The 15,902-nt window shown below is 33.6% G+C and carries 11 protein-coding genes; 8 read left to right on the top strand and 3 right to left on the bottom strand.

Translation table 11 applies throughout. From position 1 onward, the window contains the following. Positions 1-5 precede the first annotated feature (5 nt). Complete coding sequence (locus ACP7AQ_RS13500; RefSeq protein ID WP_426095834.1) at positions 6-1,280, top strand: hemolysin family protein; 1,275 nt, start codon at positions 6-8, stop codon at positions 1,278-1,280. A gap of 65 nt (positions 1,281-1,345) precedes the next feature. Then, entirely contained in the window at positions 1,346-2,347 is a 1,002-nt protein-coding gene (obgE, locus tag ACP7AQ_RS13495; protein WP_426063420.1) for a GTPase ObgE, read from the top strand. Between the two features lie 72 nt (positions 2,348-2,419). Here the strand turns inward: obgE and lysM are convergent, their stop codons facing one another. Next, the gene (gene lysM / locus ACP7AQ_RS13490; RefSeq protein ID WP_426095878.1) at positions 2,420-2,887 is read right to left on the bottom strand and encodes a peptidoglycan-binding protein LysM; all 468 of its coding nucleotides are present in this window, start codon (positions 2,885-2,887) and stop codon (positions 2,420-2,422) included. 167 nt (positions 2,888-3,054) lie between these two features. Next, positions 3,055-9,540, bottom strand: a complete 6,486-nt coding sequence (locus ACP7AQ_RS13485; protein WP_426095833.1) for a carboxypeptidase-like regulatory domain-containing protein — start codon at positions 9,538-9,540, stop codon at positions 3,055-3,057. 131 nt (positions 9,541-9,671) lie between these two features. Between ACP7AQ_RS13485 and ACP7AQ_RS13480 the strand changes: the two genes are divergently transcribed. The 6 genes from ACP7AQ_RS13480 (at position 9,672) to ACP7AQ_RS13455 (ending at position 14,406) form a co-directional block, all read left to right on the top strand. Beyond that, entirely contained in the window at positions 9,672-10,364 is a 693-nt protein-coding gene (locus ACP7AQ_RS13480; RefSeq protein ID WP_426095832.1) for a tetratricopeptide repeat protein, read from the top strand. 49 nt (positions 10,365-10,413) lie between these two features. Further along, entirely contained in the window at positions 10,414-11,769 is a 1,356-nt protein-coding gene (locus tag ACP7AQ_RS13475) for a UDP-N-acetylmuramate--L-alanine ligase (protein WP_426095831.1), read from the top strand. A gap of 172 nt (positions 11,770-11,941) precedes the next feature. Then, on the top strand, positions 11,942-12,235 hold the full coding sequence (locus ACP7AQ_RS13470; RefSeq protein WP_426095830.1) for a GNAT family N-acetyltransferase: 294 nt from the start codon (positions 11,942-11,944) through the stop codon (positions 12,233-12,235). Between the two features lie 12 nt (positions 12,236-12,247). Continuing rightward, positions 12,248-12,943, top strand: coding sequence for a RadC family protein (gene radC, locus ACP7AQ_RS13465; protein ID WP_426095829.1), 696 nt, complete (start codon positions 12,248-12,250; stop codon positions 12,941-12,943). A 9-nt stretch (positions 12,944-12,952) separates the two neighbouring features. Then, positions 12,953-13,642, top strand: a complete 690-nt coding sequence (locus ACP7AQ_RS13460) for a YjjG family noncanonical pyrimidine nucleotidase (RefSeq protein ID WP_426095828.1) — start codon at positions 12,953-12,955, stop codon at positions 13,640-13,642. 2 nt (positions 13,643-13,644) lie between these two features. Then, positions 13,645-14,406, top strand: a complete 762-nt coding sequence (locus ACP7AQ_RS13455; protein WP_426095827.1) for a hypothetical protein — start codon at positions 13,645-13,647, stop codon at positions 14,404-14,406. A 75-nt stretch (positions 14,407-14,481) separates the two neighbouring features. Here ACP7AQ_RS13455 and ACP7AQ_RS13450 read toward each other — a convergent pair whose 3' ends face one another. Beyond that, entirely contained in the window at positions 14,482-15,759 is a 1,278-nt protein-coding gene (locus ACP7AQ_RS13450; protein ID WP_426095826.1) for a replication-associated recombination protein A, read from the bottom strand. Positions 15,760-15,902: the final 143 nt, after the last annotated feature.

Here is a 15,902-nt window from a genome sequence, read left to right as displayed (position 1 = left end):
AAAAATTGGAAATAGTAATAATATTTTTTCTAATACTGCTAAATGGGGTTTTCTCGATGTCAGAAATCGCATTGATCTCAGCACGAAAAAATAGACTGGAAACTGCAGCGAAAAAAGGAAATAAAAGTGCCAAAATCGCTCTGGATCTAGCGAATTCACCGAACAAATTTTTGTCAACCGTACAAATAGGAATTACTTTGATAGGAATTCTTACCGGTATTTATAGTGGAGACAAAATAACGGTCGATGTAGAAACATTTGTAAGTGGCTTTGCGTTTTTAAAACCATACGCACATTCTGTTGCAGTGGGTTTAGTTGTTGTGATATTAACCTTTTTCTCGTTGGTTTTGGGTGAATTGTTGCCAAAAAGAATTGGACTCAATCATCCGGAAGCTATCGCAAAAGCAGTGGCGTTACCTATGAAAATTGTGTCAATAATTACGGCACCTTTTATCTGGTTGTTAACTCATTCAACTGATTTTCTACTAAAAATTTTGCAAATAAAACCAACAGCAGACGGAAAAGTTACTGAAGAAGAAATAAAAGCGATTATCAAAGAAGGAACTGAAGGCGGTGAAGTTCAGGAGATAGAACAAGATATTGTGGAGCGTGTTTTTCATATTGGCGACAGAAAAATAAACTCTTTAATGACTCATAGAAAATCAGTGATGTTTTTGCCATTACATTCTAATAAAGATCAGGTTAAGGAATTTATGCTGAAAGAACTCCATTCAATTTATCCGGTTTATGGGGAAAACTATGATGATATTGTTGGGGTTGTTAATCTAAAAAATATTTTTGCACATTTTGAAAATGAAAATTTCAATTTGGCAGATATCATGACCGAAGCTCCTTTTATGATGGAGCAAACGACAGCTTATGTAGCTTTGGAGGATTTCAAAAAAACAGGAATACATTACGCGTTTGTCTCTGATGAATATGGCGTTTTTCAAGGTGTAATAACGTTGAATGATATTCTGGAAGCTTTGGTAGGTGATGCTTCTGATTTTTATAAAGATGATTTTCAATTAATAGAAAGAGAAGATGGAACGTGGTTAGTTGACGGACATTATTCGTTGCACGATTTCTTGACGTACTTTGAATTAGATGAATTAATCAATGATTATGAAGTTACAACTGTGAGCGGATTAATAATGACAGAGCTCTCTCATATTCCAAAACAAGGGGAGAAATTAATTTGGCAGAAATTTGAATTAGAAGTTATCGATATGGATGGCGTGAAGATTGATAAAGTGATGGTGAAGGCGATTAAATTATAAAAATAGATGTAAGTTGGAAGTTTGAATCTATTCAAGCTGAAATCTAAAATCTGAAATTAAAAAAAATGACAGAAGGGAATTTTGTAGATTATGTTAAAATATATGTTTCATCCGGTAAAGGAGGAAAAGGATCTACGCACTTGCACAGAGAAAAATTTATTGAAAAAGGTGGACCTGACGGTGGTGACGGTGGTCGTGGAGGCCATGTATATTTAGTGGGAAATAAAGGTCTTTGGACATTATTTCACTTAAAATTTGCCCGACACATCAAAGCTGGCAATGGTGGAGATGGAAGTGGCGACCGAAGTACAGGTGCTGATGGAGATGACAAATACATTGAAGTGCCATTAGGTACTGTTGTAAAAGACAAAGAAACTGGAGAAATATTATTTGAAATCACCGATGATGGTGAAAAACAAATTTTATCTCGCGGTGGGAAAGGAGGTCTTGGGAACTGGCATTTTAGAAGTTCAACAAACCAAACTCCCAGATACTCGCAACCTGGTTTACCTGGAGTAGAAATGGATGTAATTTTAGAACTAAAGGTTCTTGCTGATGTAGGTTTGGTAGGTTTTCCTAATGCTGGAAAATCAACGTTGTTATCAGTATTGACATCTGCTAAACCAAAAATTGCGGACTATCCTTTTACAACCTTAAAACCTAATCTTGGAATTGTAGCATACAGAGATTTTCAATCTTTTGTAATTGCAGATATTCCGGGGATTATAGAAGGAGCTGCCGAAGGAAAAGGATTAGGACATTATTTCCTGCGTCATATTGAGCGTAATTCAACGTTACTTTTTTTAGTCCCTGTTGATACGCCAGATATTAAAGCTGAATATGATATTTTGGTAAATGAATTGACGAAGTATAATCCTGAAATGCTTGATAAAGAGCGTTTGTTGGTGATTTCTAAATGCGATATGTTGGATGATGAGTTGAAAGCAGAATTAAAAATAGAATTAGATGTAGCTTTCAAGGATGTTCCTTACATGTTTATTTCGTCTGTTGCGCAACAAGGTTTGACAGAATTGAAAGATAAATTATGGAAAATGTTGAATGACTAAAAGTACTTAAACAGTACTATTTGTATATATAAAAGGGCTTCAAATTTTTGAAGCCCTTTTTATTGGTATTCATTACAGATTTGGAATTCTCAAAACCTGTCCTGGATATATTTTATCTGGATCAGAAAGCATTGGTTTATTAAGTTCAAAAATAACATCAAATGTAGTTGCGTCATTATAATAGGTTTTCGCAATTTTGGATAACCAATCTCCCTCAACCACCGTATGGTATTTTGATTCTAGTTCTTTTACAGCAACTTCTATTTGGTTGTCCACTGACGAAACCCCCTCAAAATTACCAACTGCCAAAGCGATTTTTTCAGCATCAGACTGAATATCAACTTCTCCTTTCAAAGTAACTTTTTCATTTTGTGCAACCACAGTTAAAGTTTTGAAAGGTATATTTAAAGAATGTACATGAGCCAAAAGCGCACTTGCTCTCAAAACTTCTTTCTTTACAGCTGGAGCTTCCTCTTCTTCTTTTCCGAATAATTTGGCTCCTGCCGCCTTGATGAATGATAATAGTCCTACAGCTAAAATAGTTTAATAAATAATAAAACAATGAAAATCTTTCCTTTGTTCTATTTTTATAACAGTAATTTTGTACAATGTTTTCTCAACGGAAAGCTTAAATTAATTGATGAATCTTAAATAATAGAATTCTTTTCCGGGGAAAAACATTACGAACTTTTTTAAATTAAATATCGTTACTGTTTTACCATAAACCGAATTCCTTGGGTATGACTCGTAAATTCAGGAGCATACATACTTTGAATAGTTGTAATTCCGTTAGAAAAATCACCGCTATTATTTACACGAAGATCATACTCTAAAACAAAAACACCTTTGTTTATTTGGTCAAAAAAGAAATGAGTTGCGGCATCTTTTGTACTTTTATAGAAACCCAATCCGCCTTTATATTGGTATGCTGAAAGTACATCTACAGGTTCAAAACAAGAAGCACGCATATCTTTTAAATGCACAAATTCCATATCTTCCTTGGCAGAAATCACTAATCGAACGGTAACTAAATCGCCAACTTGAAGCGGATTATTCGAAGTTATTCGTTGCAGTATTTCGCCTTTGTCGGTATTTTTCTTAACATACAATTCTTTAGTAACCGATAGTGCAGCGGTAGAATTGGTTTTTATTTTATCCAAATCTTCAAAGAATTGCCAATAAACACCACCGAAACCTGGAACTTTCGATTTGTTATCGATGGAAATAGTTGCCATGTCTTTTTTAATTTCATCTGCCTTCCAGTTAAGTTTTACATAACCTGTTTCGGCTTCTTTTTCGTTTTCGGATAGTTTTCTGGTTAGAATTTTCTCGTTTCCAATTTTGATAATCGTATTGTCTTTCACACTCAACCAATCTGTTCCTTGCATCAATAAAGCATAAATTGCTTCGGTGGTCGATTTTGTCGTGGGCCAGTTTTTAGTTTGTTTGTTTTTGAGTAACCAAACTTTCATGGCATTTACGGATTCATTATCAGTTGTAATTTCGGCGAAAGCCTCAATCAGCAAAGCCTGAGTTTCGATAGGCGCCTGATACCAATACCAGCCAGATTTGTTGGCAATCCAATACATTCCCCAATCTTCATTGTTTGAAGCGGTTTCTTTTAGGTTTACCAGAATTTTTTTGGCAGTTTCTTTTTCGCCAAAACGATTTAAGGTCAAGGCCGCCAATCCTTTTTCGTATAAAGAATAAGTCAACCACTCTTTTTTGGCAGTTTTAAGGTACAGTTTAGTTACTTTTTTTAACGTGTCCGAAAGTGGATAAGTTTTCAAATAGAAACTTCGGGTGTATAAATAATGCAATTCAGTATACGGATTTGACCAAATCAATTTATCGGTTGCGTTTAATTTTTCTGTTGTGGTTTTGTGATTTTCTAAAAACTTTTGATCCAAAAACGGAATTCCTGTTGCAGTAATTTGTTTAATTTTAACTGCATTATTTTCGGTAGTGCTTAATTTTGAGAGATGCCCCAAACCAGCCAAAATGTGTCGGGTTATGTATTCGTTTTCGGTGCTTCCTTCAAACCAAGCGAATCCTCCCGAAGCATTTTGCTTTTGTTTTAACTTCTTGAAAGTAGCTTCTTGTGCATTTTTCATTTTTTCTAGGTCAAAAAGTAACGCTACGTTTTTTTTCTTTTCGTCTTCACTTTGCGCATCATTCAGCCAAGGTGTTTCGGCAAGAATTATGGATTTTAATTCCTCGTTTTCTTCCAGTTCCGAATTCAATTTTCCGTTTTTTCTCCAAGTTTCGAATAGATTTGCGATTTTCGGATTACTCGAAATGATTTCCGAAGCCAAAGCATTCGCATAAAATCGGGCAAAGGTTTGTTCCGCACATTCGTGTTCAAATTCCATTAAATATGGTAGCGATTGAATGGCAATCCAAGACGGATTTGAAGTATACTCTAACGTAAATTGATGGTTTTGTAAAGTAGTAGAAGCGTTATTTTTTAGATTCTCGAAAGTGTATTCTTTCTTCGAATTTTCTCGTACCCAAATCGGGATACTTTCGGTAACCAACATATTATTAGTTAAAACCGGAAGTATGTTTTCTTCGCCATCCGAAAAGTTTCCTGCTTTGGCCAAAACTTTATACTGAACGCCTTGCAATCCCTCTGGGATATAAATTTTCCAACTCACGGTTGTATTTCCAAAAGGAGCGATTTTGAAATTTCTTATTGTATTCGCATTTCTCATTTTAGCATCGATTGATTGCATTGTGGTCGCATCAAAAAGTTGCAAGACAGCGATTCCTGTTTTGGCTTCACTTGTAATGTTTGTAACTTTTGCCGTGATGACTATCGAATCTTTTTCTCGGAAAAAACGAGGAAAATTTGGCGTCACCATTAACTCTTTTTGAGTAATGACACTTTTTTCTAAATAACCAGAACCAGCTTCTTTGTTGTGTGCCAATAATCGGAGTTTCCAAGCGGTCAACGCTTTAGGCGAAGTAAAATTGAAACTTACTTTCCCCTTGGCATCTGTTTTTAGATTCGGATAAAAGAAAGCAGTTTCCGAGAGATTTTTTCTGGCTTTAACTTGAGTCAAGGCTTCTAATGCTTTTTTGGTTGTGATGATAATGACGCCGCTAGCTCCTTTGCTTCCGTATATTGCGGTGGCTTTTTCGGCTTTTAAAATATCAACAGAAATGATATCTGATGGAGAAATTAATTTGAATTGTTCCTCAGTTATTAGTTCGCCATCAACGATATACAAGGCGTTTTTGTAATTACCTGAAATACGTGAGTTTCCTCTAATTGTTATTCCACTGGCTTTTCCTTCTAATTTCATATCTATTCCTGCAGTGTTGTAAATTTGATTGTCCGCTTCTTCTACAACTTCTGGTGTAGCTGCAGTTAAAGATTTCTTTTTTACACTGCTATACCCCATAACCACTACTTCTTCTAGATTATTGTCAGATTCCTCTAACTTAACATCAATTCTGTTCGAATCAATTGCGATCTTTTTAGTTTCGAACCCAATGTAAGAGAACGTTAACTCTTCTCCTACAGCGGCTTCTATTTGATAATACCCATCAAAATCAGTTTGAGTACTGCGTTCAATTCCTTCTATAGTAACTCGCGCGCCGGGTAAAGGGTATTTCCCGTCAGTGACAATCCCTGAAATCATTTTTGCATTTAGCGGTTTTTTACTTTTAGTATTTAGCTGTTTTTGATATTCTTTTAGTTGCTGTTTTGTGAAAGAATCGTTGAAGTTGAATCCAAACCACATTAGTTTGGTAGTTTCATCAATAAGTTCCATTCGATTAAAAATTGGATTTAGATTCCGAATGTAACTTGATGTTTTATCAAATCCTAAACTCGTTTTAAAGTTAGCAAAGTTGTAGTTATAGTCATTGAATTTCAATCCATTCCAATCTCTTTTGGCAAACTGATCTAAAGAACTATCGTACATTGAAGCCAAAACTTCGGATTCTTTTGTAGTGTTGGATGATTTTAATTGAAAAGACCAATTTTCACTGCTTCCTGGTTGTAATTTGTTTCTGAAACTTTCAACTGTGAATTCCAATTTGGATTCTTCTTCTTTGAGGACTACTTCTATTTGGTCGTAGAAAGTCTGATTTTCAAATACACTTTCAAAACCTACTTTTATTCTTTTTTCAAATTCCTTTTTTAGCGGAATTTTGATAATGATTTCATTGTTTTGCAAATGAAAAGTATGGTCAAAATAAAGGAAACTTTGGTAATCTCCAGTTGTATTAATATAAAGTTCCGGAATAACCGACGTTAATTTTACTAAAACAAAACCATCTTTCTTAGCATCAGTATTGATTTGTTCTGCAACAAATAATTTACTCGAATCGATTTTGTCCTTGCTCTGTATCAATTGGAAATTAGAATTGGTTTCTATTGGATTTTCAAAAGCGTCTTTGGCCGAAAAAACCACTTTATAATTCCCGGATTTGTACTTGGAAATAAAATCTAATGCTATTTTTTTATCTTTTTCAGTATCAATTTTTTTAGAAAAGACCAGAATTTCAGTGAGTTTTAGGTCATTTTGCTTTTTATTGTCTTCGTATGGAAAGGAGCGCTCAAAATCTTCTTTTGAAATAGTTTCAATTTCTGGTTTCGGAAAAACTCTGGATTTAAATTTATTCGAAAAAGGACTCACATAATAGAGTTTAATTTCGCCTTTAACAGCTAAAAATTCTCCATTGAGATTGGTGCTGTTTAGTTCAATTTCATTTTTATTTTTGGTTTCAATTCGTTTTGGGATAGTTGCAGTAAGTGTCAAAGAATGGTAGCCAATCCTAACATTTGTTTGGGTTTGGTGCGTTTCGCCATTACTATCAGTAACGGATGCTGTGATGTAATATTCAAAAATGGGTAACTGTTCTTTGGAAGCATTTTCAAAAGGTTTGGCAATGAAATTTATTTCAAATTTTCCCGCAGCATCTGTTTTAGTTTCTCCAACTAAAATAATTTCTGATTTACCGTTTTGGAGGTAATAATAACCATTATTTAAGGTGTAAGGAATGAGTGTGACCTTGTAGGCTACTTTTGCATCTGAAATGTTGCTTCCGGCAAAAGCTTTGGCCAATCCATTTACGCTTACTTTTTGATTGACTTGATAGGGATTTTTAAAAGGCTCGAAAGTCACTTCAAATTTTGGGCGTTTATATTCTTCAACTCTGAAAGATATTTCAGAATCATTAAATTCTACATCATCCCAAAACTGATGTTGGTCATTTGTTTTAACAAAAATAAAATTTTTATTATTGTCGGGTTCATCAGCTGTCATTCTGAAATTTCCTGTCAGTCCACTTTTAGGCAATAAAAATTCTCCGAAGAAGGAGCCGTATTCATTGGTAACCACATCAAATTCTTTGAAAACAGTACCATTTGGGTCTTGAATTGTAATTTTGAAAGATGTTTTTGCAACAGCACTCGTTTTGTCTTGTACTTTCCTAAAAGCAATTCCTTTGTAGTAAACCGTTTGTCCCGGACGGTAAATGGCGCGGTCCAAATAAAATTCGACTTTTCCTTTTGCTTTCTGGTTTTCTATCGTCTCGTAATCATTATAATAATTCGAGTAACGATTGTTCAATAATAGAGAATCGTTTTCAGTTGTAAATTCAATAAGATTATAGTTACGGTTGTTATTTTCTTTGAGATACGTTGCTTTGCCATTTTTGTCGGTTATAATAGTTTGATTTAATAGTGTTATAGAAACATTTTCAATAGGTTTTCCAGTTTTTCTGTCTAACACCTGATAATTTTCTTTTTTATCGTTTTCCGAAGTTAGAACTGTAATATTTGAAACAGTGATAGTTTCGTAAGCAAATGCTTTTGAGTTCTTGATAACTGCGTCACTTTCAAAATACACCAAATAACTACCTGTTTTTAATGGCGGTAAAAGTACTTCAGTGCTGTATTCGAAATAATTATTTTTTTGTTCAACTTCATAGTATTTAGTTGCAACTGCTATTTTGTTTTTAATTATTTCAGATACTAAACTGTCTTTATTGTAAGGGGAGTTTCGGAAGTCTTTTATGTTGTTTTGATCGATTTTAAAGAAAGAAATCGAAAGGCGGTTTGTGTTTTTGTACTGAACAAAAGCTCTTGTGAGTTCATCACTGTAAATGAATTTTTGAAGTTGAATATTCAGTGATTTAGAACCAATATTTTGTTTCTTTTGTAGGGCCAGTTTGTGTGTATTAGAACGATTGTTGATGCTAATAATACTGTCGAGAGTTCCAACGGCTTTAATATTATAATCCGGATGTATTTCTTTAGAAGCTAGATTGTTGAGAGTAACGGCTTTTTCAAATTGTATTTTTTGGATCAAAATTAGGTCCTTAGATTCTTTTTGAATCGCATTCAAGGACTTCATAAATGTATCAACAGATTCTAATATATAGCTGTTGCAAAATTGAATTCTGTCAAATTGGTTTTCTAAATCACGAGCGTCTTTTTCTTGTTTCTGATACAATTCCAGCACTTTTTTTAGTTTTTCATTTTTTACAAAAGCAAAATTTAGTTTTAAAAAGGATGCTGAATTTCCTAAAAGTTCTTTTTCATAGGGTAAAAATTCCTTTTTTTGAATTTCCCATTGCTGAATCTGCTGAGTAAGTAACGCAATGTTTTCTTTTAATAAATAGTTAAACAGATTGGCTTTTTTTGTTTTTTCTTCATCACTATAATCAAAAATAAGAAGGTAATTACTCAAGGAAGTTTGTTTTAATATCGCTTCGTCCAGTAGTGTTTTTTCTAAAGCACGATTAATCTGTTCCAAAAAGTCTTTTGAAGTCCACGTTAAAAATTGATCATCAATACTTACAGTATTTGTTCTGTTGTACAGTAAATAGGAGTTATGCTTTTGATAATCAATCAAGCATTTCGCATAAACTAAATTCAAAATCGCTTTCGATGGTTCTGAAGCTTTATTGATTTCAGTTTTTAAATTGTTTATAATTTTGGTTTGCGCGTTTTCATCCAAGACTTGCAAATATTTCGATTCGTAAAAAAAGCATTTTATTATTTGGATTTCATTTTTATCCCGAGTAGCTTTTTGATGTATTTTTGAAACTATTTCATTGGCAGATTTAATTTTTCCATCATTTTCATATTCAATTACCTTAAGCCAGTTTTTGTCATAATCTTGTCCAAAAATTGAAGTAGAGATGAAAAGGAATAGTAAAAGAATATTTTTCATAATGTGCGTTTAAAATAGTGAAGAAATATTCTCTAATGAGCTTAATTTAATATCAGAAAATATTTCCTACTAAATTACTAATTTTTACTTAAAATCAAATCTAACGTATCATATTTCCCTATTTTTGAAGAATGAAACATATTATTTATTTATTTGTATTCCTGCCGTTTATGATGTGGTCTCAATCTGATTTCGATAAAGCAGAAAAGCTATTCAAAGCACAAAAATTTGATCAGGCGCAGTTAGTTTTTGAATCTATTTTAAAAACCAATCCGTCAGATTTGAAGACTATTGAATATCTTGGAGATATTGCCGGACATCGTAAATCTTGGGATAAAGCTATTGGGTATTACAAAAAACTTAAGCAGCTGAAACCTTCCGAGGCCGATTATCATTTTAAATATGGAGGAGTTTTAGGCATGAAAGCCAAAGATTCAAACAAGTTTAAGGCGCTTGGAATGATTGATGAAGTGAAAGCTTCCTTTGAAAAAGCCATCAGTCTGAATCCAAAACACATTGAATCGCGTTGGGCATTGATAGAGTTATATATTCAATTACCGGGAATAGTTGGCGGAAGCGAATCTAAAGCTATAAAATATTCCAACGAATTATTGCGATTATCACCCGTTGACGGATATTTGTCAAGAGGCCACATTGAGGAATATTTTAAAAGATATAATGTTGCAGAACAACAATATAAAAAAGCAATTCTTGTAGGAGGTTCAAAAACAAGTTATCAAAAGTTAGCTAATCTATACAAGAACAAAATGCGAGATTCTGAAAAAGCAAAAGCAATATTAGAAACCTACAATAAAAAAAATTAGGACTGATCTTAATTCATCTTGAACTCAACAACCATAAACCAAAATTAGAATGCGTACACATTTTATAGCTATCGGAGGAAGCGCTATGCACAATCTGGCTTTAGCATTACACAACAAAGGATATCAAGTTACCGGAAGTGACGATGCAATTTTTGAACCTTCAAAATCAAGATTAGACAAAAAGGGTATTTTACCACCAGTATTAGGTTGGTTTCCTGAAAAAATAACTAAAAATATTGAAGCTGTAATTCTTGGAATGCATGCCAAAGCAGATAATCCTGAATTATTAAAAGCGCAAGAATTAGGACTGAAAATATATTCGTACCCGGAATTCCTTTACGAACAATCCAAAAATAAAACACGAGTTGTTATCGGTGGTTCTCATGGAAAAACCACGATAACTTCGATGATTTTACATGTTATGCATTACCATAACATTGCAGTAGATTATATGGTTGGCGCGCAACTAGAAGGATTTGATACGATGGTGCATCTTACGGAGGAAAATGACTTTATCGTTTTGGAAGGAGATGAATATTTGTCTTCGCCAATTGATCGCAGACCTAAATTTCATTTGTATCAGCCTAATATTGCATTAATTTCTGGAATTGCGTGGGATCATATTAATGTTTTTCCAACGTATGAGAATTATGTAGAACAGTTTGAAATTTTCATTGGTAAAATTACTAATGGTGGGATTCTCGTTTATAATGAAGATGATTCAGAAGTAAAACGAGTTTGCGACGCCGCGACAAACCCAATTCGAAAATTAGCGTATCATACTCCAAAATATAGCGTTAGCGATGGTGTGACACTTCTAGAAACTCCAGAAGGCGATATGCCTATTGAGGTTTTTGGATCGCATAATCTTAATAATTTGGCTGGAGCCAAATGGATTTGCCAAAATATGGGCGTTGATGAAGCTGATTTTTATGAAGCGATTGCCAGTTTTAAAGGCGCTTCAAAACGATTGGAAAAAATAGCCGAAAGCAAAACGAAAGTAGCCTATAAAGATTTTGCACATTCACCAAGCAAAGTGGCCGCAACTACAAAAGCAGTAAAAGAGCAATATCCAAACCGGACTTTAGTGGCTTGTTTAGAATTGCATACGTATAGCAGTTTGAATGCGGAATTCCTGAAAGAATACGAAGGTGCATTGGAATATGCTGATAAAGCAGTAGTTTTTTATTCGCCGGATGCGGTAAAAATCAAACAGCTGGAAGAAGTTACATACGACCAAATTGCAAATGCTTTCAATAGAAAAGATTTAATTATTTATACCAATCCGAAAGATTTCAAAGACTATTTATTCAACTTAAATCTTGAAAATACTGCTTTGTTGTTGATGAGTTCCGGTAATTATGGCGGATTAAACTTTGATGAAGTAAAGGAATTGATAAAATAAGTAGTGATATGAGTGATGCTATTATAATTTGTAAAACTACAAGTGAAAATCCGGATTTCATAAATCTCGTATCTGCACTAGATAAAAGTTTGTGGGAACGTTATCCGGAATTGAAAGCAGATTATTGGGGGAATAATATTTTGGAATTAAATCCAAATGTGTTATTATTTATTTGGATAACAAAGCGGTGGCTTGTGGTTGTTTTAAAAAATACAATAAAAATACAATTGAAATAAAACGAATGTTTGTTTCGCCTGAAGCTAGAGGGATCGGTTTAGCGCAAAATATTTTACGTGAATTAGAGCTTTGGGGACATGACTTAGGATATTTATTTTCTGTTTTGGAAACTTTATACAAACAAAAGGAAGCTATTGCTTTGTATCAAAAAACGGGATATACAATAGTTGATAATTACGAGCCTTACGTGGGCTTAGACAAAAGTATTTGCATGGAGAAACAAATTTAAACAATAACATGAATGGCTGAAAATTCCTTTTTTCCTATTACCAATTGGTCCGAAGATGATAAGCCGCGAGAAAAACTGATGCTCAAAGGCAAAAGTGTTTTGAGCGATGCCGAATTGATTGCCATTTTGATTGGTTCAGGAAGCAGAAACGAGTCAGCTGTTGATTTAAGCAAACGGATTTTGGCAAGTGTAGATAATAATTTAAATGCATTAGGGAAATTATCTTTGTCGCAGCTCATGCAATTTAGAGGAATAGGGGAGGCGAAAGCAATTTCTATCATTGCAGCTTTAGAATTAGGAAGACGCCGAAGAGGGGAGGATGCAGTGGAATTGAAGAAAATCACTTCGAGTAAAATCATATTTGAAATTATGCAGCCTATTATTGGCGAATTGCCGCATGAAGAATTTTGGATTATCTACATGAATAATTCAAATAAGGTCATTTCGAAATCGCAGTTGAGTAAAGGCGGAATCACAGGGACATTGGTTGATATTCGCATCGTTTTTAAAACGGCGCTCGAAATAGGAGCTACAGCTTTGATCTTGTGTCACAATCATCCTTCGGGAACATTGATTCCCAGTGATGCTGACAAACAGATTACAAGGAAATTAAAATTGGCAGGCGATACTTTAGAAATAAAAGTGTTGGATCATCTCATTGTGACTGAAACCAGTTATTACAGTTTTGTAGACGAAGGAATATTTTAAAAATATAAAATGAAACAAACACATATAAAAGACGTTTTTTTTGATTTAGATCATACGCTTTGGGACTTTGATAAAAATTCAGAGTTGACATTCCAAACTATTTTCGATAGAAATCATCCTACAATAGAAACAAAGCAATTTATTGAAAAGTATGTACCGATAAACCAAGAATGTTGGAAGTTGTATCAATATGATAAAATTACCCATGAAGAATTGCGTTATAATCGACTCAAACATTCTTTTGATGCTATAAATTATTTGATTTCCGATGAAGAAATTGATGCAATAGCAAATGATTATATTTGTTTTTTGCCAGAGAATAATCATCTTTTTGATGGAACAATCGAACTTTTAGAATATTTGAAACCGAAATATAATTTGCATATTATAACCAATGGTTTTGCCGATGTTCAATTTAAAAAATTAAATAATTCGAAAATCGGTTCCTATTTTCAGACGATTACTAATTCTGAAATGGCAGGAGTAAAAAAACCAAATCCTATTATTTTCGATTACGCTATAGATTTGGCTAAAGCCCAAAAAGAACATAGTATTATGATCGGCGACAGCTTAGATGCGGATGTTCAAGGAGCGTTAGATGCGGGTTTAGACGCTATTTATTTCAATGAAGGGTGTATGACTGTTGAAGATCATATCAAACAAATTAATCATTTATTAGAACTTAAAAAATATTTATAAATATGAAAAAGCAATTTTTATTAGTAGTACTACTCGTTGTTAGTTATACTTATTCTCAATCTGTAAACGATTATAAAGCTTTTATTGTTCCCGTTAAATATGATTTTTTAAAAGGAGAAAATCAATATCGTTTGAATACACTAACTAAATTTAATTTGAATAAAGCCGGTTTTAATTCGTTTTACAACAATGAAACTATTCCGGTAGAATTTAATGACAGATGTGGTTTGCTATATGTTGATGTTGTTAAAGAGAATAGTTTTTTGACAACAAAACTCTACATAACCATGAAGGATTGTAATGACAAAATTATATTTCAATCCGCCGTTGGGAAAAGTAAAGAAAAAGAGTACCAAGTTGCCTACACTGAAGCGTTGAATGAAGCATTTCAGTCCATTAACAACTTGCAGTACAAGTACAGTGGTCAAAAGATTGCGAAAACTGAATCTGGTAGTGAATTAGAAGTAAGTAAGCCTGTTTCTAATCCTGTAGCTAGAGTCGAAACACCAGTTGTAAGTACACCAAAGATTATAAGTAAAACAGATGCTACTTTGCTTTACGCACAAGCCACCGCTAATGGATATCAGTTAACTGATACTACTCCAAAAGTGATTATGAAAGTTTTTAGCACATCAAATAAGGGCTGTTATATTGCTGTAAAAGGGGATATTCAGGGAGTTTTAATACTAAAAAATAATGAATGGTTTTTTGAATATTATCAAAACGACCAGCTGTGGTCTGAAATAATAGCGGTTAAGTTTTAGATAAAAACTTTGTATTTACTAAAATAGATAAGAAAACGTATTTAGCAATAAATACGTTTTTTTTATGATTTGATTTTAATAACCGTATTTGTTTTTCCATCGGTTTTTTAAGAACTCTCGTGTAATGTTTTCTCTTGAGTTATTTCCAGGAATATATATGGGATTATTGGATAAGGCTTCTGGTAGGAATTCTTGTTCTGCGAAATTATTGATATAATCATGAGCATATTTATATTCTTCACCATAACCCAATTCTTTCATCAACTTAGTAGGAGCATTGCGTAAGTGAATAGGTACCGGTAGATCTCCGGTTTGTTTTACAAGCTGTTGCGCAGTTCCAATTGCCAGGTACGACGCATTACTTTTTGGGGATGTCGCGAGATAAACTGCACATTGACTCAAAATAATTCTACTTTCTGGATATCCAATTGTAGCTACAGCCTGAAAAGTATTATTAGCCATAATAAAAGCTGTTGGATTGGCATTCCCTATATCTTCACTGCTTAGAATTAGCATTCTTCGCGCTATAAACTTGACATCTTCACCACCTTCAATCATTCTCGCGAGCCAGTAAACTGCTCCATTAGGATCACTTCCTCTAATGGATTTTATAAAAGCAGAAACAATGTCATAATGTTGTTCACCGGTTTTGTCATATAAAACGGTATTTTGTTGTGCCAAAGAGAAAACCAAATCATTAGTGATATTAATTTCGTCTTCATTTGAAGCATTTACAACAAGTTCAAAAATATTTAATAGTTTACGTCCATCACCGCCGGAAAGTCTCAATAAAGCCTCGGTTTCACTTAAAATAATATTTTTTTTAGATAAATAAGTATCTGTTTTCATTGCACGTTCTAGCAAAGACTCTAAATCATGTTTGGTAAATGCATTCAAAACGTACACTTGACAACGAGATAGCAATGCAGGAATTACTTCAAAACTCGGGTTTTCAGTAGTGGCGCCGATAAGGGTAATCCACCCTTTTTCTACTGCAGCCAATAGGGAATCTTGTTGCGATTTACTAAAACGATGAATTTCATCAATGAATAAAATAGGATTTCTAGCAGTAAATAAACCACCACTTTGCTTCGCTTTTTCAATCACCTCGCGAATGTCTTTAACACCCGAGTTGATCGCGCTCAAAATATAAAATGGTCGTTTTGATTCCTGTGCAATAATTTGTGCTAAAGTAGTTTTTCCAGTTCCCGGTGGTCCCCAAAAAATTAATGAAGGGATAATCCCTTTCGCAATTTGTTGTGTCAATGAGCCATTTGGTCCAACCAAATGGGATTGACTGATGTAGTCTTCTAATTTTTGTGGTCGTATGCGTTCCGCAAGTGGTGCTTCCATAATGTAAAATTACAGTTTTTTTAATTACTAGATTCAACTAACTAATGCAACTTTTAGGGTGTATGTAAAGACATTTTTTCAAAAGAAAGGACTTTTAAAAAGCCCTCTCTCTCGAATGGAATAAATGTTCTTTATTTGCTCCT

It is taken from the genome of Flavobacterium sp. DSR2-3-3, assembly GCF_049896585.1.
In the GTDB taxonomy this organism is placed as follows: Bacteria; Bacteroidota; Bacteroidia; order Flavobacteriales; family Flavobacteriaceae; genus Flavobacterium.
Note: the sequence above shows the minus strand (reverse complement) of the source record. Positions and strands in the feature narration are given on the sequence as shown.

Coding starts and splice junctions, on each gene's coding strand:
- obgE (WP_426063420.1), top strand. CDS start 1,346: ATGACAGAAGGGAATTTTGTAGATTATGTTAAAATATATGTTTCATCC.
- ACP7AQ_RS13485 (WP_426095833.1), bottom strand. CDS start 9,540: ATGAAAAATATTCTTTTACTATTCCTTTTCATCTCTACTTCAATTTTT.
- ACP7AQ_RS13480 (WP_426095832.1), top strand. CDS start 9,672: ATGAAACATATTATTTATTTATTTGTATTCCTGCCGTTTATGATGTGG.
- ACP7AQ_RS13475 (WP_426095831.1), top strand. CDS start 10,414: ATGCGTACACATTTTATAGCTATCGGAGGAAGCGCTATGCACAATCTG.
- radC (WP_426095829.1), top strand. CDS start 12,248: ATGGCTGAAAATTCCTTTTTTCCTATTACCAATTGGTCCGAAGATGAT.
- ACP7AQ_RS13460 (WP_426095828.1), top strand. CDS start 12,953: ATGAAACAAACACATATAAAAGACGTTTTTTTTGATTTAGATCATACG.
- ACP7AQ_RS13455 (WP_426095827.1), top strand. CDS start 13,645: ATGAAAAAGCAATTTTTATTAGTAGTACTACTCGTTGTTAGTTATACT.
- ACP7AQ_RS13450 (WP_426095826.1), bottom strand. CDS start 15,759: ATGGAAGCACCACTTGCGGAACGCATACGACCACAAAAATTAGAAGAC.